Source organism: Stenotrophomonas rhizophila (assembly GCF_003651185.1).
Taxonomy (GTDB): domain Bacteria; phylum Pseudomonadota; class Gammaproteobacteria; order Xanthomonadales; family Xanthomonadaceae; genus Stenotrophomonas; species Stenotrophomonas maltophilia_Z.
The window spans coordinates 69698-93324 of the sequence record NZ_RCDC01000007.1 but is presented as its reverse complement, the minus strand read 5'-3'; the positions used below and the strand labels follow the sequence as shown (position 1 = coordinate 93324).

The following is a 23627-nucleotide window of genomic DNA, read 5'->3' as shown; positions in this document are numbered from 1 at the left end:
CGGCTGCTCTTTGCGCAGCCACCCCATGCCAAAGTCCCCCCATGCCCACCCTCCGCCCCTACACCCCAACTGACGCCCCCGCCTGCCTCGCACTGTTCGACACCAACGTGCCGCGTTACTTCGCCCCACACGAACGCCACGACTTCGCCACTTACCTGCTCCACCCACACCGCGCCCACGACTATCTGGTCATCGAACACAACGGCCACCTTGTCGCCTGCGGCGGCCTCGCCCTCGACAACGAACACACCGCGGCCTTCTGCTGGGGCATGGTCGACCGCACCCGGCATCGCCAGGGCCTGGGCACGCAGCTCTCCCACGCACGCCTGGCTCACGCAAGAACGCTCGGCGCCCAGCGCGTCACGCTCAGCACCAGCCAGTACACGCAGGCGTTCTACGCCGGCCTCGGCTTCGTCGTCACCCACATCACCCCCGATGGGCACGGCCCCGGACTGGATGCGGTGGAGATGGCACTCGAACTGGCGCCACGTTGAGCGGCGCCAGTGATTGGAGTGCGTCAGGGTTACGTCAGCCACGCATCGCGTGGCCCTACCCCCAAGCGCGCAGCGTGCGTTTTGAACGCCTCAGCTACTGCTCAACTTCATCAACACCAACCCGCTCACGATCAACACCGCCGCGGCAATCCGCATCGCGCTGACCTGCTCGCCGAGGAAGGCAATGCCGATCACGAACGCGCCGACCGCGCCGATGCCGGTCCAGATCGTGTACGCGGTGCCCAACGGCAACGTGCGCATCGCCAACGACAGCAGCCAGAAGCTGGCAATCATGGTCACGAGGGTGATGATCGAGGGGGTGAGCTTGCTGAACCCCTCGGACTGCTTCATCGAGAACGCCCAGACGATTTCCAGTACACCCGCTGCCAACAGATAGATCCAGGCCATGCGGCCCTCCTTGATGGGGGCCAGGCCGTCCTGGTCAGTGATTCCCGAAATGGGGGAGGCCGTTCCTCCTGTGCAGCGCATTTTAGCAACCCGCCCGCGCATTGGCCGCTCCGTGTCACGACGGGCTACACGGGATTCAGCCTCCGCGTCTGGCACTGCGTGCCACGCATGCGCTAGAATGCGCGACTGCACTGCCGGGCCTGTTCCTGCGGTGCACCTTCCGCCTGCGGCCGGCTGATCCTTGATCGCCCTGCAGCCGGAACGTCTCTATGGTGGCCCCGTCGGCCCCTCGCGACGCTAGGTCGAAAATCCCGCCAGGGCCGGAAGGCAGCAACGGTATCGATCGACGCGGGCGCCGAGGTCAGCCGGCGGGGCCGCCACCTTTTTGGGCTCCCGGTTTTCCCCACGCGATGCTGCCGCTCAAGGCGCTGCGGGCGTGCCCTGGTGGAACACCATCCGCCATGCCTCGCCGTGCAGCCGCCACAGCGAGCTGCGCAGCACCTCGCGCTGGCGCACCCCGTCGATCACATACCAGCTGCGGTAGCGCACCTGCGCCAGCGTCGGGGCCAGCAGGCCGACCTCGTAATCGCTGGACACGATCTCCACCTGCGCGCGCTCGCGCGGAATCTCGGCCAGCGCAGCAGCACGGTCGAAACACGCGCCCGAGCTGCCTATCTCACGGAAGTCGTCATCCAACAGCGCCGCCAGCTGCGCGACATCACCGCGGACCGCCGGCCCATGCAACGCGCGTTCGAGCGCCTGCAGATGGGCGGCCAGCGCGTCATCCATGCTCAGGGCGGATCCTGGGCCAGCACGTGCACGGCGGTCGGGGTGGCCAGCGCCACACGTTCACCGGGCAGGGCCACGCGGTGGCCACGCTGGCGCAGCGCATCGCCGTCGCTCTCGCTGGCGTAGTGGTACAGCAACATCCGCGCCTGCAGCTCGGGCGTGTACTCACGCTCCAGGTCATCCACACCGGTGTGTGAGGGATTGCCGTGCAGGCCGCAGTCGTGGGCGATCAGTTCATTGTCGTCGGCATAGCGCGCCAACATTTCCGGAATCGGGCGGGTATCGCCGCTCCAGGTGACCGCGCCCTTCAGGCGCAGCCCATATGCGGTTTCCGGCCAGTGATGGCGGACCGGGAAGACTTCCAGGCGCACGCCGTCATGCCAGAACGCATCGCCGACCACGATCAGCTGGAAGGCATCCCAGAAGTTGGCGCCGCCCTCGGCCAGCACGTTCGGATAATCGGCCACGCGCTTGTGCAGCAGCGGCACGACCGTCGCCGGCACGTACACGCGGATGCGCCCACGACGCTGCGGCGAGAAATAGGCATCCACGAACAGGCGTTCGAAACCGGCGACATGGTCCAGGTGCACATGGGTGACGAACAGGGCCTGCGGCACATGCCCGTAGTGCGCCTGGAAGGCCGTCAGCCCTTCCCCGCCGCAATCGATGGTGAGCCACGGGCGGCCGTCGCGCTCGATCACCGCCATCGGCGAACCCAGCTGCACGGCCGACGCATTGCCGACCCCCATGAAGCGCAATGCCCAGTCCATCAGTAACCCCGGTTCCAGGCCAGGTCGTAGGCGCGGCGCAGCCGTGCGTAGTCCTTTTCGACGTCGTCATGACTGCGTTCACCGCGCAGCTTGATCAGCGAGCGCAGCAGCCGCTTGAGATTGCGTTCGCGCCAGCGGGTGGCCGGGATACGCAGCACGCCGCGATCGAAATCGATCAGCCAGCCGTGGCCGTTGGCGTCGAACAGAATGTTGTGGGCGTTGAGATCGGCATGGTCCAGCCCGGCGCGATGGAAGCGCGCGATCAGCCGGCCGGTCTCTTCCCATGGCGCGCCGCGCCCGGCGACCAGCGCGCGGTCGGCCAGCGAGCGCACGCCCTCCAGCCGCTCCATCAGGATCGCCGCTTTGTAGCGCAGGCCTTCGCGCATGTAGAACGCGGCGATCGGGCGCGGTACCGGCAGCTTCTGTGCGTGCAGGGCGCGCATCAGCCGGAATTCGGTAAAACTGCGGGTGCGGTTGGCGCCGCGCCAGAGGTAGTGGTCCCGGCTGAGCTTGGCCGCCAGGCCGCCGCGCAGGTACTGGCGCAGCACGGCATGACCGAAGGGCGCATCGACGAACCAGGCGCCGCCGCGGCCGCCATCGGCGACCGGTCGTGCCCGCTCGCCCCAGTGGGCCGGCGCGAACAGGCTCATCTCGGCTTGCCGCAAGGCTTCGCGGTCGAACAGAATGGCGCCGATACCGCGTCCATCGCGGCAGGGCGTCAGCGCTTCAGTGGCGTCGAATGCGACCATTCCTTCGAGTCTAACAACACCATGGCACCAACGTCCTCTTCCTTGTGTCTTTTGCGTTTGTCCGCGCTGGGGGACGTGACCCACGTGGTGCCGCTGGTGCGCACCCTGCAGCAGGCCGATCCCGGGGTGTCACTGCACTGGATCATCGACAAGGCCGGCCACAAGCTGCTCGACGGGCTGCCCGGCGTGACCTTCCACAGCTACGACAAGAAGACCGGCCTGGCCGGCATGCGGGCCCTGCGCGACAGCCTTCCCGCGGGGCGGTTCGATGCGCTGCTGCAGATGCAGGTCGCCTTCCGCGCCAACGTGCTGTCTGCCTTCGTACCCGCCAAACGCCGCATCGGCTACGACAGATCGCGCTCCAAGGACCTTCACGGGCTTTTCATCAATGAGCGCATTCCCGACCGCCCGGGCATCCACGTACTCGACGCGATCGGCAGCTTCTGCGAGCCGTTGGGCCTGAAACAGACCGAGGTCAGCTGGGACCTGGCCGTGCCGCCGGCGGCGTTCGAGTGGGCCAATGCCCAATGGGCCGACGATGGCCGCCCGGTGTTGATGATCTCGCCCTGCTCCAGCCACGTGCGCCGCAATTGGTATGCCGACCGCTATGCGGCCGTGGCCAACCACGCCACCTCACGCGGCTGGCGGGTGGTGCTGTGCGGTGGGCGCAGCGACCTGGAGCGCGGCATGGCCGATGCCATCCAGGCACAGCTCACCACCCCGGCGCTGGATCTGGTCGGCAAGGACACGCTGAAGCAGCTGCCCGCCCTGTTGGCGCGCGCCGCGCTGGTGATGACGCCCGATTCGGGCCCGATGCATATCGCCAACGCGATGGGCGCCAAGGTGCTGGGCCTGCATGCGGCCAGCAACCCGCACCGCAGCGGCCCCTACTCCGACCGCCGCTACTGCGTGGACCGCTACGACGCTGCCGCGCGCAAATTCCTGGGCAAGCCGGCCAGCGAACTGAAATGGGGTGCGAAGATCGAATTCGACGACGTGATGCAGCTGATCACGGTCGAGGACGGCATTGCCGCCTTCGAACGTTATGTGGCCGATTACGCCCCGCGCGGCGCGTAATCCTTGTACGACTTCTCTTCCACGTAGAGCGAGCCCAGCGCCAGGTTGATGTCCTTCTTGATGCGGGCACGCTCATCGTTCTGCTGGTAGACGCTGCGGGCCAGTTCGACGAAGTGGTCATCGAAGGCCTGGGCCTTGTCCTGCAGGCGGATGTTGTCTTCGATGTCCCACAGGCGCTCGTTGACGGCCTTCAGCTCGGCACGCAGACGCGCGATGTCCTTGACCCCGGCCGGGTGCGCCATCCAGGTCTTTTCCAGCGCGCTCAGCTCGGTGCGGATGTTGGCCAGCTTGGCCTCGTCGCTGATGCGCTCGGACTTGATCTGCAGGATCGAGATCTTGTCGAGCAGTTCACCGAAGGACACGGGGACGAGGATTTCAGCGGTCATGGTGGGGATCCGTATACGTGAGGTGGGCAGTTTAGCGGAGCGCATGTTGGAGGGGTGTGGGGCAAGCGTGCGGCCGCTTCATTGGGACTGCTGGGTGCATCCATGCACCCAGCCCTTCCGCGCTGCGCGCTCCAGGGCCGCGCCTCCCAGAGCTGGAGACGCCGTTGGGGATGACCGCGTCGCCGCGCGCCCGGGAATGTCGGTGATGGCGCTGAGGGCTTCGGAAACAGGGTGGCCGCTTCATTGGGATTGCGGGGTGCATCCCTGCACCCCGCCCTTCCGCGCTTGCGCGCTCCAGGGCCAGACGTTCGTCTGTCCGGATCTGCTCCTGCAGATCCGTCGAACCCCCGTCGGGGGTTCTCGTCCCCCCGCAATTGGGCGCCGCTCATTTCGTAGCGGTCGGAAGACGCCCGATCTCGGACATGAAAAAGGCCACCCAATGGGCGGCCTTTTTCATGTATCTGGCGGAGAGGGGGGGATTCGAACCCCCGAGGCGCTATAAACGCCTGCCTGATTTCGAGTCAGGTACATTCAACCGCTCTGCCACCTCTCCAGATGGTCCCGGCGAACCGGGACGCGAATGATACGGGCAGGACGCGCTGGCGACAAGTCATTGCGTGCAAAGAAGTGAATTTCTTCTGTATGGATGCCTTGCCGGATGTCCGGCGGGCCGCGATCATGCCGTTATCCCTCGCAATCCTCACCGGCACGCGCCTTCATGATCGAATTCGGACACCTGACCCACCCCGGCCTGCGCCGTGACCTCAATGAGGATACGTATTACGGCGATGGCGAACTGGCGCTGTGGCTGGTCGCCGATGGCATGGGCGGGCACGCCTGCGGTGAGGTGGCCAGTGCGCTGGCGCGCGAGACCATCGTGCGGGAGATCCGCCGCGGGGCGACGCTGGCGCATGCGATCCGCATCGCCGATGAGGAGATCATCCGCACCTCGCGCCGCCGCAACGACAGCCTGCCGATGGGCACCACCGTGGTGGCGGCCCGTGTGCAGGGCAGTCGGTATGAGGTGGCGTGGGTCGGCGACAGCCGCGCGTACCTGTGGCGCGACGGCACGCTGGCCCAGCTCAGCCAGGATCACAGCGTGGTCCAGGAACTGGTCGCGCAGGGCAATCTGACCGCCGAGCAGGCGCGTGCGCATCCGCATCGCAATGTAGTGACCCAGGCGCTGGGCGTAACCGATCCGGCGCACCTGAATGTGGCGACCACCACCGGTGAGCTGCGCCCGGGCATGCAGTTGCTGCTGTGCAGCGACGGGCTGACCGAAGAGGTCGAGGACAAGGGCATCGCCCGTACCCTCGCCTTCGATGATGCCAGTGCGCAGGAATGCGTGGATACGCTGGTCGCCGCCGCGCTGGATGGCGGCGGTTCGGACAACATCACCGTGATCCTGGTGCGGTGTCATTGAGGCAGGCATCCCGACCAACGGCCGGGATCTACCGGGGGCGGGCCGTCAGGCGCTGACCGCTTCCACCGCTTCAGGCTCACCATCCCAGATCGCGCGGCCGGCCTTCTTGCGCAGCTTGGCCAAGCGCGCTTCGTGCGCTTCCAGCTCGGAGGCGGTGGCAACCACGCGCGGGCGTGGCAGCAGGCGCGAGGTGTCAAAGGTCTGCGCGTGGGCGCTGCCGGTTTTCTGCTCATCGGCCGAGCCGAAGCCGATTTCTTCCTGGCCCGAGGTCAGGGCGATGTACACATCGCCCAGGATCTGGGCATCGAGCAGGCCGCCGTGCAGCTGGCGGTGGGCGTTGTCCACGCCCAGGCGACGGCACAGTGCATCCAGCGAATTGCGCTGGCCGGGGAAGCGCTCGCGCGCCATCTTCAGCGTATCGATCACCGTGCAGCGGTCGGTGATCTTGCCGTAGTGGTCGCCCAGCAGCGACAGCTCGTTATCCAGGAAGCCCAGATCGAACGCCGCGTTGTGGATGATCAGCTCGGCGCCGTCGATGTAGGCGAGGAAGTCGTCGACGACCTGGGCGAAGTCCGGCTTGTCAGCCAGGAACTCCAGGGTCAGGCCGGTGACTTCCTGCGCGCCCTGTTCGAACTCGCAGTCCGGCTTGAGGTACTGGTGGTAGTTGTTGCCACTGGGGCGGCGCTCGAGCAGTTCCACACAGCCGATTTCGACGATGCGGTTGCCCTTCCGCCATTCCAGGCCGGTGGTTTCGGTATCAAGGATGATCTGACGCATGGGCTCAGTGTACCGGGCCAGCGGCGCGGATCCGGATCGCGGCGTCCCGCGCCAGCTGATCCACGCGCTCGTTGTCCGGGTCGCCGGAATGGCCCTTGACCCAGCGCCAGTCAATGGTGTGCTTGAGCGTGGCCGCGTGCAGGCGCTCCCACAACTCCCGGTTCTTGACCGGCGAGCCGCCGGCGGTCTTCCAGTTCTTGCGGATCCAGCCGGGCATCCACTCGGTCAGGCCCTGGCGCACGTACTGCGAATCGGTGAACAGCACGATGTTGCACGGCTCGGTGAGCGCTTCCAGCCCCGAGATGGCCGCCATCAGCTCCATGCGGTTGTTGGTGGTATGCGCTTCACCACCGCTCAGTTCGCGCTCGTGCGCGTTGTAGCGCAGCAACGCCGCCCAGCCGCCGGGGCCGGGATTGCCGAGGCAGGAACCGTCGGTGTGGATTTCTATCGTCTTCATTCCATTCCAGATCAGGTGGCCACGGTCCCGTGCCAGCGTGGCGCGGCCACGGGCGTCGGTCCCGGCAAGGCCAGAGTGCGTTTTTCAGCGGTGAACAGACAGGCAGCCCGCAGCGGGGCCAGGTCGCGCCGCGCCGGCGAGCGGTCACGCCACATCGGGCCGAGGTACTGCAGGTCTTCGCAGCTCAGGCCGGCCTGCGTGAGGGTGTGGCGCAGCCGCTGCGGGCTGCGCACGACCAGCCCGTGATGGCGCCACTGGCGGCGGTACGGGCTGAACGGGTTGAGCGTGGAAAGCCACAGCCGGCCACCCGGCATCAGGACACGGGCGCAGTCGGCGATCAACGCCTCGGCATCCCGCGCGGTGACATGCTGCAGGACGATCGCGTTGACGCTCTCATCCGGCAGCGGCAACGGCAGCCCGCAGTGCACGTCCCCGGCGTAGGCCGCGCCGTCCCGGAACAGGCGCAGGCCACGGCCGGGCAGTTCCACACTCCCCAACCAGCCAGGCGTCGGTGCCAGCCACAGCCAGGGGTTCACCGGACGCTCGGCGAGGAGGGTGCGCAACCGCTCGGATTCCAGACGGCACAACGCTTGTGCCGGTTCAGTATCAAACCAGGATGCGACTGTCGCTTGACGGGGGCTCGGCACGAGGGGCATGGTCCAATTCTATGCGACTGACCGCCCTACCCGCGTTTGCGGACAATTACATCTGGGCGCTGGTCGCCGACGACGGCCGCGCCGTGGTCATCGACCCCGGCCACGCCGACCCCGTCCTGGCCGCCGCAGCGCAGCAGGGATGGGCCCCGCACAGCATTCTGCTGACCCATCACCACGACGACCACATCGGCGGCGTCGCCGAACTTCAGGCCCGTTTTCCGGCGGTGGAGGTCTATGCACCGGCGGAACCGCGCATTGAGGTCCCGGCCCATCGGGTCGCCGAAGGTGAATGCGTTCAGGCATTGGGGCTGGGGTTCCACGTAGTATCCGTGCCCGGGCACACCCGGAGCCATATCGCGTTTCACACCGCTGAACACCTTTTCAGTGGCGATGCGTTGTTCAGCCTGGGCTGTGGGCGCATGTTCGAAGGTACGCCTCCCCAGCTTCTGGCATCCCTGCGGAAGCTGGCGTCCCTGCCAGCGCAACTGATGGTCTGTTGCGCCCACGAGTACACCCTGTCCAATGCCGTCTTCGCGCGGCATGTAGACCCCACCAACGCTGCGCTGTCGCAGCGCCATGAGGAGGCCTTGGCCATGCGCCGCGATGACCTGCCAACGCTGCCGGTTTCATTGGCAAGCGAGCTGGAATGCAACCCGTTCCTGCGTACGAACACCCCCGCCATCCAGGCGGCCGTCAGCGCCCATCTCGGGCGTCCCGTTACCGATGAAGTCGATGTTGTCGCAGGGCTGCGACACTGGAAAGACGGATTTCGAACATGAGTCGGCGATTGTTGCCGCTCGCGCTTGGCCTGGCGATCGCCGTGGCCGGCAGCGCGGGCGCCCAGTCGTTGACCGCCGGCATGTCGCAGAACGTGGCCGGCCTGTCCTCCCTCCCCCTGACCGCTGCGGCGCTGCCGCCGGCCTCGGTGCGCAACGGGCAGGACATTTTCGCCAGCTTCCGCGCTGGCCTGGCCGAACCCACCTGCGACGCCGAGGCGACCAGCCCGCGTTGGCAGAAGCAGTTCGCGCATGCCCCCTCGCGGTTGGCCAACCAGGATGATGATGCGCTGGTGCTGTTCGGCTATGTGGTCGAAGAGCTGCGCAAGTCCGACCTGCCCACCGAATTCGCGCTGATTCCCTTCGTGGAAAGCGGTTACCGGCCCAACGCCCGCAACGGCGGCGGCCCGGCCGGCCTGTGGCAGTTCATCGCCACCACCGCCAAGAACCACCGCGTGCAGATGACCCCGGGCTACGACGGTCGCCTCTCGGCAGTGGATTCCACCCAGGCCGCGGTGCGGTACCTCAAGACCCTGCACGGCATGTTCGGCGGCGACTGGCGTTTGGCGACGATGGCCTACAACGCCGGCGAGTACCGGGTGCTGCAGTCGCTGCGCAAGGCGGGCATGAACGCGCAGAACGCGCGGCCGGCCGAGTTGCCGGGGCTGTCGCCGGTCACCTATGCCTATGTCGAGAAGCTGCATGCGCTGGCCTGCGTGCTGGAAGATGCGGAAACCGAGCCTGCGGTGATGGCCTCGCTGGATCGCACCGTGCCCGTGCTCAAGGGCCACACCCTGCCGGCCGGCACCAGCGTCCAGCAGTGGGCCCAGCAGCGCGATCTGGACCCGGCGCGGATCGCCCGCCTCAACCCGGCCCTGGCCAGCGGCAAAGGCCGCCCGTCCGGCCTGGTGACGGTTCTGGCCCCAACCGCGCACGCGCCGGTGGATGCCAGCGCCAGCGTGGCCGCCATTGCGATGGCTCCCAGCGCACCGGCGGACACCACGGCGGGCCGCACGACCCCTGCGCCGGCAGCCACCCGTACCGTCGCCAGCGCGGATCGCCCGCGCAGCCGCCGGCATACCGTGCGCGACGGCGAGTCGCCCTGGACCATCGCCCGCCGTTACGGGATGCCCCTGAAGGCCCTGCTGTCGCTCAATGGGCTCAGCGGGAGCAGTGTGCTCAAGCCCGGTGCGGTGCTGCGCGTCGAAGACTGAGCGCGCGGATCGCATCGCGGGTGACGACACTGCCCGGTCCTGCCGGGCAGTGTCGTTTTCGACAAAAAGCCCGGCATTGCCGGGCTTTTTGCTGTGCGGCAGACGCCGACCCGGTTAGAGGTTGGCTTCTTCGGTCTGCACCTTGAAGTGCTTGCGCATCGCGTCGACGTAGGCCTTGGCGGCGGCCATGCCGTCGATCTGGCTCAGCTGCTCCTTGAGCTGCTGCTGCTGGGCGGGATCCACTTCGGCCACGTTGCCCGGGGTGACCTTGGTCACCGCGTAGATCACGTAGCGGCCCTGCACGGCAACCTTGCCGTAGCTCGGGTTGCCTTCGGCCGGCAGCGGCGCGCTGAACACGGCGCGGTTGATCTCCGGGGTCGGCACCGGCTGGGTACGCGGCAGGCCCGGCAGCGGGCTGATCTGCAGCTTGTCACTGGTCGCCAGCGCCTGCAGGGTCTGCCCGGCCTTCAGCTTGGCCAGCACGGCGTCCACGGCCTTCTCCGAGGCTTGGCGGGTGCGGTCGGCATGGATCGCGGCGATCACCTGCTCACGGGCCTTGGCCAGCGGCAGCGCCTGCTCCGGGCTGTGCTCGGTCACGCGGATCATCACGTTGTGGTTCGGGCCCAGTTCGATCGGGTCGCTCACCGTGCCATCCTGGGTCAGGATGTCGGAGAACGCCGCGCGCAGCACGGCCGGATTGGCGGCGATGCCGCTGGCGGTGGCGTGCGTGAACGGACCGATCGTCTGCACCGGCAGGCTCATGTCCTTGGCCGGGCCTTCCAGCGAGGTCGGGTTCTTGTACACCAGATCGACCAGACGGCCACTCAGCTCGGTGAACACGCGGTCGGTATCGGCCTTGAGCTGCTCGGCGGCCAGCTGGTCACGAACCTCGTCGAACGAACGGCCTTCGCCGCCCTTGGTCTCACGCAGCTTGAGCACGTGGAAACCGAAGTCGGTCTTGACCGGCCCGGTGACCTCGCCCGCCTTCATGGCGAACAGGGCATCTTCGAACGGCTTCACCATCGCGCCGCGTTCCACCCAGCCCAGGTCGCCGCCGGTGTCCTTGGAACCCGGATCTTCGGAGTTGGCCTTGGCCAGTGCGGCGAAATCGGCGCCCGGTGCCTTGGCTTGCGCAGCCAGGCGCGTGGCCTTTTCTTCAGCGGCCTTGAGCTTGGCCGGATCGCTGCCGTCGGCGCTGATCAGGATGTGCGAGGCCAGACGCTGTTCCGGCGTCGCGAAGCGTGCCTTCTCATCTTCATAGCGCTTGCGCAGGGTGGCTTCGTCTGCCGCCGCCGGCGCCGGCAGGTTCGCGCCGTTGATCTCGACGTACTCCAGCGACACGGTTTCCGGCTGGCGGAAATCCTTGGCGTGGCTGTCGTACCACTGCTTGATCTGCGCGTCGGTCACTTCGGCGGTATCGGCCGGGGTTTCCGGCAGCGCGGCCAGTTCGACATCACGGGTTTCGCCCAGCAGCTTCATCAGGCGCTCGGCTTCGCTCTGGGTGGTGAACCCGGAACGCTGCAGGGCCGACGGAATGATCGACTGCTGGATGCTCTCGCGCACCAGCGCTTCGAACTGCGTCGGGGTGCGCGGGGGATTACCGCTGGCCAGCGCGATGCGGTAGTTGTCCTGGTTGAACTTGCCGTCCGCATCCAGGAAGGCCGGGATCGAGGCGATGTACTCGCGCACGGCACCATCACCGATCACGATGCCGGACTGTTCGCCGGCCAGGCGCACGACCTGCTCATCGATCATCTGATCGAGCACGGCCAGTTTGCTTTCGGTGCTTTCGAACTGGCGCGGATCGAAATCCTCGCCCTGTTCCTGGCGTGCCTGCTGGCGCGCCTGTTCGAAGCGCACGCGGAAATCGTTGGAGCTGATCTCATGGTGCTGCCACAGGAACGAGACCGGCCACCACGACGGGGCGGACTTCCACCAGGTCGGCGGGGCGGCCACTTTGGCCACGTTCTGCGAGCCGACGCCACCGAGGTAGCTGGAGTCGATCACGAACAGGAACGGAATCATCAGCAGCCCCAGGATCACGGTAACGATCCAGCCCGAGGTCTTGTCGCGAAGTTTCTGCAGCATGGGAAAAATCAAGGCCTGATTGGCGAGCCCGGCAGTGTAACCCGCTTCTCGGCAGGCTCCAAAAGTGCCCGCGGCCGCCCCTGCGCGCGATCCGCCCGCTGCCACACCCGCTGACCGTGGCGGACGACGGGCGTGCGCCGCCTCGTCGATCGACATGCTGAATTGAAAACAAAAAAAAAGCCCTTGGTTTTCACCAAGGGCTTTTCAAAGATTGGCGGAGCGGACGGGACTTGAACCCGCGACCTCCGGCGTGACAGGCCAGCATTCTAACCAGCTGAACTACCGCTCCGCACTTGAACTTTGCAGGCGCTCATTCTATCCGAAGATATTCAGATTGCCCACCCCGAAATACTGCTTTTTTCGAGGTTTTTTTAAAACTGGCGGAGCGGACGGGACTTGAACCCGCGACCTCCGGCGTGACAGGCCAGCATTCTAACCAGCTGAACTACCGCTCCGCACTTGAACTTTGCAGGCGCTCATTCTATCCGAAGATATTCAGATTGCCCACCCCGAAATACTGCTTTTTTCGAGGTTTTTTTAAAACTGGCGGAGCGGACGGGACTTGAACCCGCGACCTCCGGCGTGACAGGCCAGCATTCTAACCAGCTGAACTACCGCTCCACATTTCAAAACTTTTACTGGCAGTGCCTGGTGGGTGCTGAGGGTTTCGAACCCCCGACCCTCTCCGTGTAAAGGAGACGCTCTACCGCTGAGCTAAGCACCCCAGCAAGCCGCTTAGTTTACGGCATCCTTCAGGGCTTTGCCAGCCTTGAACGACGGATTCTTCGACGCAGCGATCTTGATGGTGTCGCCGGTCTTCGGGTTGCGGCCGGTACGGGCAGCGCGGTCGCGGACCTGGAACGTGCCGAAGCCCACCAGCGTCACCGCGTCACCGCCCTTCAGGGCCTTGGTGACGGAAGCGATGACGGCATCAACGGCGCGGCTGGACTCGGCCTTGGTCAGGTCGGCGGCTTCAGCAACGGCGTCGATCAATTCGGTCTTGTTCATTCTCTACAGCTCCTTTGGCGGGGATTCCGCGGATTCAACATTGAGACACCCGAGGACGATACGCCGCCGGATGCCAGTGAAGTTCTCAGTTCGCCGAATTCAGCATGACGCTGACTTGCGAGTGGTGCTTTTATACCAGTGCCCCCCTACCCACGCAAGCTGAAAAGCCAATAACGACGCGGGTTTCGGGCATTTCCACAGCACGCGTCAGTGCTTGACGCGCGTCGTGGAAGCTGTCTTGGACTTGCCACGTACCGTGACACGCTGCCCATCTTTCTTCGGCTTCGGTGCAGTCAGTGGCGTCTCCAGGGCCAGGTCGAGCACTTCCTCGATCCACTTCACCGGCACGATCTTCAGATCGCGGGTGACATTGGCGGGGATATCGGCCAGATCCTTGCGGTTCTCCTCGGGGATGATGACCGTGGTGATACCGCCACGCAGCGCCGCCAGCAGCTTCTCCTTCAGGCCGCCGATGGCCGTGACGCGGCCACGCAGAGTGATCTCGCCGGTCATCGCCACTTCGGCCCGGATCGGCACCTTGGTGAGCGTGGACACCAGCGAGGTCACCATCGCGATACCCGCGCTGGGGCCATCCTTGGGCGTAGCACCATCGGGCACATGGACGTGCACGTCGTGCTTCTGCAGGAACTCGTTGTCGATGCCCAGCCGCTCGGCGCGCGAGCGCACCACCGACAGCGCCGCCGAGGCCGATTCCTTCATCACGTTGCCCAGCTGGCCGGTCAGGATCAGCTGGCCCTTGCCCGGCACCAGGGTGGATTCGATCTGCAGCAGATCGCCGCCCACTTCGGTCCAGGCCAGGCCGGTGACCAGGCCCACTTCGTTCTGCTCTTCGGCCCGGCCGAAATCGACCCGGCGCACGCCCAGGTACTTGTCCAGGTTCTTGCCGTTGACCACCACCAGCGCCTTCTTCTTTGCGCTGGCCTTCTTGCCGGCCTTGGCCGGTTTGGCGGCCTTGGCCGGTGCCACCGGGCCGGCGAGCGCGATCTCCTTGACCACCTTGCGGCAGATCTTGGCGACTTCGCGCTCGAGGTTGCGCACGCCGGACTCGCGCGTGTAATAGCGCACGATGTCCTGGATCGCGTCCGCCTCGATCTCCAGCTCTTCCGGCTTCAGGCCGTTGGCCTTGATCTGCTTGGGCACCAGGTAGCGCATGGCGATGTTGAGCTTCTCATCCTCGGTGTAACCGGGGATGCGGATCACTTCCATGCGGTCCAGCAGCGGGCCGGGGATGTTGAGCGAGTTGGAGGTCGCCACGAACATCACTTCGGACAGGTCCAGGTCCACTTCCAGGTAGTGATCGTTGAAGGCGTTGTTCTGCTCCGGATCGAGCACTTCCAGCAGCGCCGACGACGGATCGCCACGGAAGTCCATCGACATCTTGTCGATCTCATCGAGTACGAACAGCGGGTTCTTGCTGCCGACCTTGTTGAGGTTCTGCACGATGCGGCCCGGCATGGAGCCAACGTAGGTACGACGGTGCCCGCGGATCTCGGCCTCGTCGCGCACGCCGCCCAGGCTCATGCGCACGAACTTGCGGTTGGTCGCCTTGGCGATGGACTGGCCCAGCGAGGTCTTGCCCACGCCGGGCGGGCCGACCAGGCACAGGATCGGGCCCTTCATCTGCTTCACGCGCGACTGCACCGCCAGGTATTCCAGGATGCGGTCCTTGACCTTGTCCAGGCCGAAGTGATCGGCATCCAGCGTGTCCTGTGCGGCCTTGAGGTCCTTGCGGACCTTGCTGCGCTTCTTCCACGGCACGCCCAGCAGCCAATCCAGGTAGTTGCGCACCACCGCGGCTTCGGCCGACATCGGCGACATCTGCTTGAGCTTGTTGAGCTCGGCCTTGGCCTTGGTCTCCACCGGCTTGGGCATGCCCGCCTCGGCGATCTTGCGGGCCAGCTCGTCCATCTCGCCGGGCGCGTCGTCCAGGTCACCCAGTTCTTTCTGGATGGCCTTCATCTGCTCGTTGAGGTAGTACTCGCGCTGGCTCTTTTCCATCTGCGACTTCACGCGGCCGCGGATGCGCTTTTCCATCTGCTGCACGTCGATCTCGCCATCGACCAGGCCGACCAGCATTTCCAGGCGGTCGCCGATCTGCAGCGTTTCCAGCAGGCGCTGCTTGTCGGCCAGGCGCACGCTGATGTGCGCGGCGATGGTATCGGCCAGGCGCGCGGGTTCATCGATGCCGGCCAGGGTCTGCAGCAGCTCCGGCGGCAGCTTGCGGTTGGTTTTGACGTACTGCTCGAACAGCGACATCAGCGAACGGGCGATCGCCTCGATCTCGCGCGGCTCGCGCGACTCGTCCGATTCGATTTCCATGCCCACGCCGTGCAGCGCGCCGTCGCGCTCGGTCACGTCGGTGACGTTGACGCGCGACAGGCCTTCGACCAGCACCTTGATCGTGCCATCGGGCAGCTTCAGCAGCTGCAGGACCTGGGCGAGCGTGCCGACCTGGTACAGATCGGCGGCGGACGGATCATCCGTCTCGGCGGACTTCTGCGCGAGCAGCAGGATGCGCTTGTCCGCTTCCATCGCCTGCTCCAGCGCATGCATGGACTTGTCACGGCCGACGAACAGCGGAATGACCATGTGCGGGAACACCACCACGTCACGCAGCGGCAGTACCGGCAGGTCGAGAGTCTCAGTTGGGGAACGGGCCATGTGGGCTCCAGTGGAACAGTGGGGATGGCCTCCGGGCGCCTCGCCCGGATACAAAAAAAGCCGATGGCCTCGTTATGGGGCCATCGGCTTCTAGATGCAAGCTGTTCTGAAAAAATTCTTTCAATTCAATTACTTGAACTGATTATTCAGCACCAGCCGCCTTCTGTTCAGGCGCCGGTGGCGTCTGGTAGATCAGGTACGGTTCGGACTTGTGTTCGATCACCGATTCGTCCACCACCACCTTGCTGACGTTCTCTGCCGAGGGCAGGTCATACATGGTGTCCAGCAGGACCGATTCGACGATCGTACGCAGGCCGCGGGCACCGGTCTTGCGCTTGAGCGCCTTGCGGGCAATGGCGGCCAGTGCGTCGGGACGGAACTCCAGCTCGACGTGCTCCATCTCGAACAGCTTCTTGAACTGCTTGGTGATGGCGTTCTTCGGCTCGGTCAGGATGCGCACCAGGGCGGCCTCGTCCAGCTCTTCCAGGGTCGCCACGACCGGCAGGCGGCCGACGAACTCCGGAATCAGGCCGAACTTGATCAGATCTTCCGGCTCGACTTCGGCCAGGATCTTGCCCACTTCCTGCTTGCGCTCGGAACTCTTCACCTTGGCACCGAAGCCGATGCCGCCCGAATCGTTGGAACGCTGCTGGATCACCTTGTCCAGGCCGGCAAACGCGCCGCCACAGATGAACAGGATGTTCTTGGTGTCCACCTGCAGGAATTCCTGCTGCGGGTGCTTGCGACCGCCCTGCGGCGGCACGCTGGCCACGGTGCCTTCGATCAGCTTCAGCAGGGCCTGCTGGACGCCTTCGCCGGACACATCGCGGGTGATCGACGGGTTCTCGCTCTTGCGCGAGATCTTGTCGATTTCATCGATGTAGACGATGCCCTGCTGTGCCTTCTCGACGTCGTAGTCGCACTTCTGCAGCAGCTTCTGGATGATGTTCTCCACGTCCTCGCCCACGTAACCGGCTTCGGTCAGCGTGGTGGCGTCGGCCATGGTGAACGGCACGTTGAGCAGGCGGGCCAAGGTTTCGGCCAGCAGCGTCTTGCCCGAACCGGTCGGACCGACCAGCAGGATGTTCGACTTCGCCAGTTCGACTTCGTCGTTCTTCTGGCGGCTCTCGATGCGCTTGTAGTGGTTGTATACGGCCACGGCCAGGGTCCGCTTGGCGCGGTTCTGCCCGATCACGTACTGGTCCAGGACCTCGAGGATCTCGCGCGGCTTGGGCAGCGAACTGCGGGCCGACTGCGCCTTCTCCTCCAGCTCCTCACGGATGATGTCGTTGCACAGCTCGACGCATTCATCGCAGATGAACACGCTCGGACCCGCAATCAGCTTGCGCACCTCATGCTGGCTCTTTCCACAGAAAGAGCAGTAGAGGATCTTGCCGGTGTCCGTGGAACGACCTTGGCGGTCTTCGCTCATGCTTCGCTTACCCAGTTACCCCACCCGACTGAACGGGGGTTCGATTCGAGAATAGCACAGGGTCAGGAGGACGCCAGTCCTGCCCGACCCGGTGGAAACAAGCCGGTTTCCCGGCCTGGCACAACCTTACGCCGGCTGGATCGACTCTTCCGGACGACGCTCCAGGACCTGATCGACCAGGCCGTAGGCCACCGCATCGACCGCGCTCTTGAAGTTGTCACGCTCGGTATCCCGGGCGATGGTCTCCAGCGACTGGCCGGTGTGCTTGGCCAGCACTTCGTTCAGGCGCGAACGCAGGGTCAGGATTTCACGGGCATGGATGTCGATGTCCGTGGCCTGGCCCTGGAAGCCGCCCAGCGGCTGGTGGATCATCACGCGCGAATTCGGCAGCGCATAGCGCTTGCCGGCTGCGCCGGACGCCAACAGCAGGGCGCCCATCGAGGCGGCCTGGCCGACGCAGATGGTGCTCACGTCCGGCTTGATGTACTGCATGGTGTCGTAGATCGCCATGCCGGCGGTGACCACGCCACCGGGCGAGTTGATGTAGATGCTGATGTCCTTTTCCGGGTTGTCCGCTTCCAGGAACAGCAGCTGCGCCACCACCACGTTGGCCATGTGATCGTCGATCGGGCCCACGAGGAAGATCAGACGCTCTTTCAACAAGCGCGAATAGATGTCATAGGCGCGCTCGCCGCGGCTGGTCTGTTCGACCACCATCGGAACCATGTTCAGGGCTGTGGTTCGGTTGTCCATTAGTGAGGCACCTATTTTGGGGGGAACGACCCCGCGCCGGGGCGCGGGGCGTAAAACGCGGACCGCTTACTGGCGGATCGCGTCCTGGAACGACAGCTTCTCTTCGGTGTGCTGGGCGCGCTCGGCGATCCAGTCGATCACCTGCTCTTCCATCACACGATTCTGCAGCCCACTCATCAGCTGGGGGTCGTTGCGGTACATCTCAATGACCTGCTCCGGCTCTTCATAGGTCGACGCGATCAAGCGCATGGTTTCATTCAGGCGCTTCGGGTCCAGGCGCAGGTCGTTCTTGCGGGCCACTTCACCAACCAGCAGGCCGACCAGCACGCGCTTGGCGGCCGCTTCCTTGAAGCCTTCATGGGCATCGGCCGGGACGTCGCCCGGGTTGCGGCCGCTGCGGCGGATCTGCTCGAGCTGCTGATCCAGCATGGCGCGGGCTTCGTTCTCGACCAGGCGCGGCGGCATTTCCACCGAGGCGTAGGCGGCGATCAGCTGCTCGCCGACTTCGCGGCGCAGGCGGTTCATCAGGGCACCCTTGAGCTCACGCTCCAGGTTGGCGCGGATGTCCTTGCGGAACTGCTCCACGTCGCCACCCTTCACGCCGAAGCTCTTGATGAACTCGGCATCGACCTCCGGCAGCACCGGCGCGGACACGTCCACCGCCTTGACGGTGACCTTGACCTGCTTGCCGGCCAGCGCGGGCACGCGCCAATCGGCCGGGAACTCGACGTCCAGGGTCTTTTCTTCACCGGCGGTCAGACCGACCAGGCCCTGTTCGATCTGCTCGAACATCATGCCCTGGCCGACGATCACGCTGCCCTTTTCGGTGCCTTCGGCCGGCAGGCGCTCATCGCCGGCCTGCGACCAGGTTTCCAGGGCGACCAGATCGCCGTCCTGGGCGCCACGGGTGACCGGGCTCCAGCTGCGGCGCTGTTCGCGCAGGTTGGTGATCATCTGATCGATGTCGGCGTCGTTGATCTCGGCGGTGTGGCGGACCACGGTCAGCTTGCTGACGTCCACGTCGCCGAAGTCCGGCACCAGCTCGACGGTGGCCACGAAGGACAGCTCGCCCTCGCCCTTGTCGATGCGCGGGGTGCCGGCGATGCGCAGCTCGTGCTCGCGCAGGGCGGCATCGAAGGTCTCACGCAGCAGGCCGTCGACGGCTTCGCTGCGGACCTGCTGGCCGAAACGCTGCTCGATCACCTTGGCCGGCACCTTGCCCGGGCGGAAGCCCTTGATGCGCGTGGTGCGGGCGATTTCGCCCAGACGGCCGCTGATGTGCGTCTGCAGACGGTCTTCCGGCAGCGAGAAGGTCAGGCGGCGTTCCAGATTGCCAGTGGATTCGATCGAAGCTTGCATGTTGACTCCTGCCACCGGCGGCATGGGCCCCGGCACGATGTGATGGATGAAACGGGTTTTGGACGCGGGGTCGTGGACGCGCATGCCCGCCGCAGCCCTGTAGTTTCGCCGATAAACGCCAGCGCCGCCAGCGCGGGCCGAGAATGCCCGGGGGCCGCCAGGGCCCAGCATGTGGCCGTCTCCCCGATCGGGGACGTGCCCATGGTCATGGTGCGGGCGAAAATGCCCTGCACTGGTGCGAAAGGGGGGACTCGAACCCCCACGCCTTGCGGCACTGGAACCTAAATCCAGGGCGTCTACCAATTCCGCCACTTTCGCGAGTCTGAACACTCAGGCGCGCATTGTTGCAGGCCCGCGCCCAAAGCTGAAGCGCTTTGACAAGAAAAAAGCCGCCTGGCGGACCAGGCGGCTTTCGTCTTGGTGGGCTGTCAAGGATTCGAACCTTGGACCTATTGATTAAGAGTCAACTGCTCTACCAACTGAGCTAACAGCCCGAAAATCGGGAGGCGAATTATGCAGGGTTTCCTGCGCGCGACGCAAGCGTTTTATTTAAATGGATGGCGAATGGCGTCCGTAGACGCTCAACTACTACACCGTTCAACGCGATGTCTCAAACAAGAAAAAAGCCACCGGGCGGACCCGATGGCTTCTGTCTTGGTGGGCTGTCAAGGATTCGAACCTTGGACCTATTGATTAAGAGTCAACTGCTCTACCAACTGAGCTAACAGCCCTGAAAACTCAGGCGCACATTGTAGCGTGTGTGCTGCCTTTTGCAACCCTGATTCACTTTCGGTGAACCAGTCTGAATCAGTGGGGTGGCTGAGGGGACTCGAACCCCCGACCACCGGAATCACAATCCGGAACTCTAACCAACTGAGCTACAGCCACCACTGAAAACCTTGTTCCTACCGCTTGCACCGAATGGCGCGCCCGACAGGAATCGAACCTGTAACCGCCGGCTTAGAAGGCCGGTGCTCTATCCAGTTGAGCTACGGGCGCTCGATCCGGATTGTCGCATTCCAATCCCGATTTGAGCAGCGGGCTTGGTCGGGGTAGAGGGATTCGAACCCCCGACATCCTGCTCCCAAAGCAGGCGCGCTACCAGACTGCGCTATACCCCGGCGGTTTGTTTCCCTCCGGGGTTCCCCCCGAAAGAGCCGCCTATTGTGGGAATCGACAAGGCATCTGTCAACGGTTTTCACACATCAATTCACATGTCGTCATTGCCGATGGCGGCTTCGGCTATGCTCGGGGCAGCGGCCGGAGGGCCGAACCCCTACCCCATCAAGGAGATTGGCAATGCGCAGCGGCAATCCCGCACTTTCCGAGTCCACCTTCCTCGACCTGGCCAGCGGCTCGGTCGTGGCCCGCCCCGACCAGGCGATGACCATCAACGGCACCGTCAACAAGACCGGCGTCCTGTTGCTGCTCACTGTGCTGACGGCCGCGTTCGCGTGGAGCCAGTCGATCGATGCGAACGGCCTGCCCACCTCCAGCGCAATGCTCTACACGCTCGTTGGCGCGATCGGCGGCCTGGTGCTGGCCCTGGTGACCGTGTTCAAGAAGGAATGGTCACCGGTCACCGCACCGATGTATGCGCTGGTCGAAGGCCTGTTCCTGGGTGCGATATCGGCGATGTTCAACGCCAAGTTCCCCGGCATCGTGATGCAGGCCGTGATGCTGACCTTCGGCACGATGTTCGTGATGCTGGCGGTGTACCGCAGCGGCCTGATCAAGGTCACCGAGAACTTCAAGCTGGGTGTGGTGGCGGCAACCGGCGGCATCGCGCTGCTGTACCTGGCCTCGTTCGTGCTGAGCTTCTTCAACATCAACATCCCGATGATCCACGAGGGCGGCTGGATGGGGATCGCTTTCAGCCTGTTCGTGGTCGTGGTGGCGGCATTGAACCTGGTGCTGGATTTCGACTTCATCGAAACCGGTGCCGAGGCGCGCGCACCGAAGTTCATGGAGTGGTACGGCGCGTTCGGCTTGATGGTCACGCTGGTGTGGCTGTACGTGGAATTCCTGCGCCTGCTGTCCAAGATCCAGCAGCGCTGAGCCACACGCTCACTGCACGATGACGAAGGCGCCGCAAGGCGCCTTTTTCATGTCCCCACCCCCTGCCGAATGAGGCGCCAGGCAACAAAAAAGCGGGACGCCGAAGCGCCCCGCTTTCTGGACAACCGACCCGCGCGCTTACAGGCGGCTGGCGATGGCCTGGGCGAAGCCCATGGTGTTGCCGGTGCCGCCCAGATCGCCGGTCAGCGAATCCTTGGCTTCCAGCGTGGCCACGATGGCCTTGCGCAGGCGCTCGGCGTTCTCGACCTGGCCGACGTGGTCCAGCATCTGCGCAGCGGCCAGCAGCAGCGCGCACGGATTGGCCTTGCCCTGGCCGGCGATGTCCGGCGCGGTGCCGTGCACGGCTTCGAAGATCGCCGCGTTCTCACCGATGTTGGCGCCCGGAGCCAGGCCCAGGCCGCCGACCAGACCGGCACACAGGTCGGAGATGATGTCGCCGAACAGGTTGGTGGTCACGATCACGTCGAACTGTTCCGGACGCATCACCAGCTGCATGCAGCAGTTGTCGACGATCATTTCCTGGAACTCGATGTCCGGGTACTTGGCCGCCACTTCGCGCGCCACGGCCAGGAACAGGCCCGAGGTCGACTTGATGATGTTGGCCTTGTGCACGGCGGTGACCTTCTTGCGGCCGGTGCTGCGGGCCAGCTCGAAGGCGTAGCGCACGATGCGCTCGGAGCCCTTGCGGGTGATGCGGGTGCCGGAGAAGGCGGTCTCGCCATCGGCCGACACTTCCTGGCCTTCGGCCAGGTACGCGCCTTCGGTGTTCTCACGGACGGTGATCAGGTCCACGCCGTCGCCGAAACGCGACTTGGTGTTCGGGAACGAGACGGCCGGGCGCACGTTGGCGTACAGGTCGAAGTGGCGACGCAGGCTGACGTTGATCGAGGTGAAGCCACCACCGACCGGCGTGGTCAGCGGGCTCTTCAGCGCGATCTTGTTGCGTGCGATCGACTCCAGCGTGGAGGCCGGCATCAGATCGCCGTGCTTTTCCAGCGCGACCAGGCCCGCGTCGGCGTCTTCGTATTCAAAGCCGGTGTCCAGCTTGCCGAGCACGAACAGGGTAGCGTCCATGATCTCCGGGCCGATGCCGTCACCGCGGATGACCGTGATTTTCTGCGTCATTGATGTGTATTCCGAACCGAGGGGGAGCGCCATCCGTGAGGTGCGCGAAGCGCGGGCGCAAGGGAAGTTTCATCGGCAATTATGCCTTAGCCGGGGCAGACGTCCCAACTAGACCATTGGCGCAGCCCGGCAAAGGCACAATTGGCCGCGCATTCCTTCTCTACCCCCGCCTGTCGGCGCGCCCCTGCAAACCGCGAAGCGGTTTGCCCGCGCATTCCCCCTCTACCCCGCGCCTGTCGGCGCGCCCCTTCAACAGAAGGGGCTTTCCTCCAGAGGCATTGCTATCCGGGTTGCTGAACGGGGTCTCGCACCTGAACGGTGCGCCACCGGAAGCGCCGACATCGCTGGGGCGCCGAAGCAGCCGACCAACGGTCGGCGCCTACCGCGGCGGGGCCATCACGGCCCCAGCTCAATGCTCGTGAACGGCCGGCGCTTCGGCGCCACCTTCGAGCTGATCCAGGAAGTCCACGGCGCGGCGCAGGTGCGGGATCACGATGGAACCGCCGACCACCAGACCGACCGAGAAGGTCTCGAAGAACTCCTCGCGGGTCACGCCGGCGTCCTTGCACTGGGCCACGTGGTAGCTGATGCAGTCATCGCAGCGCAGTACCATCGAGGCGACCAGGCCCAGCAGTTCCTTGGTCTTCACATCCAGCGCACCGGCCTGGTAGGTCTGGGTGTCCAGCGCGAAGAAGCGACGCACGACCTGGTTGGGTTCACCCAGGATGCGCTGGTTCATGCGCTGGCGGAACTCGGTGAATTCGGCGATGCGGTCCTTGCTGCCGTCGTCGGCCGCGCTCATGCCGGGTCCTGCCCGGCCAGCAGCGGCTCCAGCTTGCCTGCACGGTGCAGCGCCATCATGTCGTCGTAGCCACCCACATGGACCTCGCCCACGAAGATCTGCGGCACGCTGGTGCGGCGGGTCTTGGCCATCATTTTATCGCGCTCGACCGGGTCCAGATCGATCCGGACCTCGGTCCAGTCGCGGCCCTTGCTCTTCAGGAAGTTCTTGGCGGCCACGCAGTACGGGCACACCGCGGTCGAGTAGATGGTGATGGCGGGTGCGCCACCGGGGGTGGAAACAGCATCTTGGCTCACGGGAAACTCCACAGCGGAACGTTGGTC

The 23627-nt window shown here is 65.2% G+C and carries 23 protein-coding genes, 11 tRNA genes and 1 other RNA gene; 7 read left to right on the top strand and 28 right to left on the bottom strand.

Going from position 1 to position 23627, the window contains the following annotated elements; all coding sequences use genetic code 11:
• Nucleotides 1-41 precede the first annotated feature (41 nt).
• A complete protein-coding gene (locus BCL79_RS16505; protein ID WP_121043007.1) occupies nt 42-494 on the top strand; it encodes a GNAT family N-acetyltransferase in 453 nt (150 codons plus the stop codon).
• A 90-nt stretch (nt 495-584) separates the two neighbouring features.
• On the opposite strand, the gene BCL79_RS16500 is transcribed toward BCL79_RS16505, so the two are convergent.
• On the bottom strand, nt 585-902 hold the full coding sequence (locus BCL79_RS16500) for a DMT family transporter (protein ID WP_121043005.1): 318 nt from the start codon (nt 900-902) through the stop codon (nt 585-587).
• Nucleotides 903-1180: 278 nt separating this feature from the next.
• On the opposite strand from BCL79_RS16500, the gene ffs reads away from it, so the two are divergent.
• An RNA gene (ffs, locus tag BCL79_RS16495) (signal recognition particle sRNA small type) lies at nt 1181-1277 on the top strand.
• 45 nt (nt 1278-1322) lie between these two features.
• Here the strand turns inward: ffs and BCL79_RS16490 are convergent.
• From BCL79_RS16490 to BCL79_RS16480, 3 genes are read right to left on the bottom strand one after another with little or no spacing between them, the layout of a single operon-like run.
• On the bottom strand, nt 1323-1691 hold the full coding sequence (locus BCL79_RS16490; protein ID WP_121043003.1) for a DUF4440 domain-containing protein: 369 nt from the start codon (nt 1689-1691) through the stop codon (nt 1323-1325).
• Between the two features lie 2 nt (nt 1692-1693).
• A complete protein-coding gene (locus BCL79_RS16485) occupies nt 1694-2461 on the bottom strand; it encodes an MBL fold metallo-hydrolase (protein WP_121043001.1) in 768 nt (255 codons plus the stop codon).
• Nucleotides 2461-3210, bottom strand: coding sequence for a 3-deoxy-D-manno-octulosonic acid kinase (locus BCL79_RS16480; RefSeq protein ID WP_121042999.1), 750 nt, complete (start codon nt 3208-3210; stop codon nt 2461-2463). Before BCL79_RS16480 ends, BCL79_RS16485 begins: the two co-directional genes overlap by 1 nt.
• A 21-nt stretch (nt 3211-3231) precedes the next feature.
• On the opposite strand from BCL79_RS16480, the gene BCL79_RS16475 reads away from it, so the two are divergent.
• The gene (locus tag BCL79_RS16475; RefSeq protein ID WP_121042997.1) at nt 3232-4287 is read left to right on the top strand and encodes a glycosyltransferase family 9 protein; all 1056 of its coding nucleotides are present in this window, start codon (nt 3232-3234) and stop codon (nt 4285-4287) included.
• On the opposite strand, the gene BCL79_RS16470 is transcribed toward BCL79_RS16475, so the two are convergent.
• Together BCL79_RS16470 and BCL79_RS16465 are read right to left on the bottom strand one after the other, a co-directional pair.
• Nucleotides 4266-4673 carry a DUF6165 family protein gene (locus tag BCL79_RS16470; RefSeq protein WP_019185792.1) on the bottom strand — a complete coding sequence of 136 codons (408 nt, stop codon included), beginning with the start codon at nt 4671-4673 and terminating at the stop codon, nt 4266-4268. The genes BCL79_RS16475 and BCL79_RS16470 overlap by 22 nt on opposite strands.
• 462 nt (nt 4674-5135) lie before the next feature.
• Nucleotides 5136-5226 (bottom strand) — tRNA-Ser (locus BCL79_RS16465).
• Between the two features lie 165 nt (nt 5227-5391).
• Between BCL79_RS16465 and BCL79_RS16460 the strand changes: the two genes are divergently transcribed.
• A complete protein-coding gene (locus BCL79_RS16460) occupies nt 5392-6096 on the top strand; it encodes a PP2C family protein-serine/threonine phosphatase (RefSeq protein ID WP_121042995.1) in 705 nt (234 codons plus the stop codon).
• Between the two features lie 45 nt (nt 6097-6141).
• On the opposite strand, the gene dnaQ is transcribed toward BCL79_RS16460, so the two are convergent.
• From dnaQ to BCL79_RS16445, 3 genes are read right to left on the bottom strand one after another with little or no spacing between them, the layout of a single operon-like run.
• Complete coding sequence (gene dnaQ, locus BCL79_RS16455) at nt 6142-6873, bottom strand: DNA polymerase III subunit epsilon (RefSeq protein ID WP_121042993.1); 732 nt, start codon at nt 6871-6873, stop codon at nt 6142-6144.
• Nucleotides 6874-6877: 4 nt separating this feature from the next.
• Nucleotides 6878-7330, bottom strand: a complete 453-nt coding sequence (rnhA, locus tag BCL79_RS16450) for a ribonuclease HI (RefSeq protein ID WP_121042991.1) — start codon at nt 7328-7330, stop codon at nt 6878-6880.
• 11 nt (nt 7331-7341) lie between these two features.
• Entirely contained in the window at nt 7342-7986 is a 645-nt protein-coding gene (locus tag BCL79_RS16445) for a methyltransferase domain-containing protein (protein ID WP_121042989.1), read from the bottom strand.
• Between the two features lie 11 nt (nt 7987-7997).
• Here BCL79_RS16445 and gloB point away from each other — a divergent pair, with 11 nt between their 5' ends.
• Both gloB and BCL79_RS16435 read left to right on the top strand, forming a co-directional pair.
• The gene (gene gloB, locus BCL79_RS16440; protein WP_121042987.1) at nt 7998-8765 is read left to right on the top strand and encodes a hydroxyacylglutathione hydrolase; all 768 of its coding nucleotides are present in this window, start codon (nt 7998-8000) and stop codon (nt 8763-8765) included.
• The gene (locus tag BCL79_RS16435) at nt 8762-9976 is read left to right on the top strand and encodes a lytic transglycosylase domain-containing protein (protein WP_121042985.1); all 1215 of its coding nucleotides are present in this window, start codon (nt 8762-8764) and stop codon (nt 9974-9976) included. The genes gloB and BCL79_RS16435 overlap by 4 nt, the downstream gene beginning before the upstream one ends.
• A gap of 114 nt (nt 9977-10090) precedes the next feature.
• On the opposite strand, the gene BCL79_RS16430 is transcribed toward BCL79_RS16435, so the two are convergent.
• The 16 genes from BCL79_RS16430 to BCL79_RS16355 form a co-directional block, all read right to left on the bottom strand.
• Complete coding sequence (locus BCL79_RS16430) at nt 10091-12064, bottom strand: peptidyl-prolyl cis-trans isomerase (RefSeq protein ID WP_121042983.1); 1974 nt, start codon at nt 12062-12064, stop codon at nt 10091-10093.
• A 212-nt stretch (nt 12065-12276) separates the two neighbouring features.
• Nucleotides 12277-12353 (bottom strand) — tRNA-Asp (locus BCL79_RS16425).
• 89 nt (nt 12354-12442) lie between these two features.
• Nucleotides 12443-12519, bottom strand: a tRNA-Asp gene (locus tag BCL79_RS16420).
• Between the two features lie 89 nt (nt 12520-12608).
• Nucleotides 12609-12685: transfer RNA gene (locus tag BCL79_RS16415), tRNA-Asp, on the bottom strand.
• Nucleotides 12686-12713: 28 nt separating this feature from the next.
• A tRNA-Val gene (locus BCL79_RS16410) sits at nt 12714-12788 on the bottom strand.
• A gap of 11 nt (nt 12789-12799) precedes the next feature.
• On the bottom strand, nt 12800-13072 hold the full coding sequence (locus tag BCL79_RS16405) for an HU family DNA-binding protein (RefSeq protein ID WP_019185801.1): 273 nt from the start codon (nt 13070-13072) through the stop codon (nt 12800-12802).
• A 207-nt stretch (nt 13073-13279) separates the two neighbouring features.
• Nucleotides 13280-15754 (bottom strand): endopeptidase La, encoded by a 2475-nt coding sequence (lon, locus tag BCL79_RS16400; RefSeq protein WP_121042981.1) that lies wholly within the window; start codon nt 15752-15754, stop codon nt 13280-13282.
• A gap of 142 nt (nt 15755-15896) precedes the next feature.
• Nucleotides 15897-17186, bottom strand: a complete 1290-nt coding sequence (gene clpX / locus BCL79_RS16395) for an ATP-dependent Clp protease ATP-binding subunit ClpX (protein ID WP_019185803.1) — start codon at nt 17184-17186, stop codon at nt 15897-15899.
• A 126-nt stretch (nt 17187-17312) separates the two neighbouring features.
• Nucleotides 17313-17939, bottom strand: coding sequence for an ATP-dependent Clp endopeptidase proteolytic subunit ClpP (clpP, locus tag BCL79_RS16390; RefSeq protein ID WP_121042979.1), 627 nt, complete (start codon nt 17937-17939; stop codon nt 17313-17315).
• Between the two features lie 66 nt (nt 17940-18005).
• On the bottom strand, nt 18006-19298 hold the full coding sequence (gene tig / locus BCL79_RS16385) for a trigger factor (protein WP_121042977.1): 1293 nt from the start codon (nt 19296-19298) through the stop codon (nt 18006-18008).
• Nucleotides 19299-19531: 233 nt separating this feature from the next.
• A tRNA-Leu gene (locus BCL79_RS16380) sits at nt 19532-19616 on the bottom strand.
• A gap of 100 nt (nt 19617-19716) precedes the next feature.
• Nucleotides 19717-19792 (bottom strand) — tRNA-Lys (locus tag BCL79_RS16375).
• Between the two features lie 161 nt (nt 19793-19953).
• Nucleotides 19954-20029 (bottom strand) — tRNA-Lys (locus BCL79_RS16370).
• 80 nt (nt 20030-20109) lie between these two features.
• Nucleotides 20110-20186: transfer RNA gene (locus tag BCL79_RS16365), tRNA-His, on the bottom strand.
• 34 nt (nt 20187-20220) lie between these two features.
• Nucleotides 20221-20297: transfer RNA gene (locus tag BCL79_RS16360), tRNA-Arg, on the bottom strand.
• 45 nt (nt 20298-20342) lie between these two features.
• Nucleotides 20343-20419, bottom strand: a tRNA-Pro gene (locus BCL79_RS16355).
• Between the two features lie 178 nt (nt 20420-20597).
• Here BCL79_RS16355 and BCL79_RS16350 point away from each other — a divergent pair.
• A complete protein-coding gene (locus tag BCL79_RS16350; protein WP_121042975.1) occupies nt 20598-21356 on the top strand; it encodes a Bax inhibitor-1/YccA family protein in 759 nt (252 codons plus the stop codon).
• A gap of 138 nt (nt 21357-21494) precedes the next feature.
• On the opposite strand, the gene BCL79_RS16345 is transcribed toward BCL79_RS16350, so the two are convergent.
• The 3 genes from BCL79_RS16345 to grxC form a co-directional block, all read right to left on the bottom strand.
• Nucleotides 21495-22502 carry an isocitrate dehydrogenase gene (locus tag BCL79_RS16345; RefSeq protein WP_121042973.1) on the bottom strand — a complete coding sequence of 336 codons (1008 nt, stop codon included), beginning with the start codon at nt 22500-22502 and terminating at the stop codon, nt 21495-21497.
• Nucleotides 22503-22911: 409 nt separating this feature from the next.
• The gene (locus tag BCL79_RS16340; protein ID WP_019185812.1) at nt 22912-23304 is read right to left on the bottom strand and encodes a carboxymuconolactone decarboxylase family protein; all 393 of its coding nucleotides are present in this window, start codon (nt 23302-23304) and stop codon (nt 22912-22914) included.
• Entirely contained in the window at nt 23301-23600 is a 300-nt protein-coding gene (grxC, locus tag BCL79_RS16335; protein WP_121042971.1) for a glutaredoxin 3, read from the bottom strand. The genes BCL79_RS16340 and grxC overlap by 4 nt, the downstream gene beginning before the upstream one ends.
• Between the last annotated feature and the right edge of the window lie 27 nt (nt 23601-23627).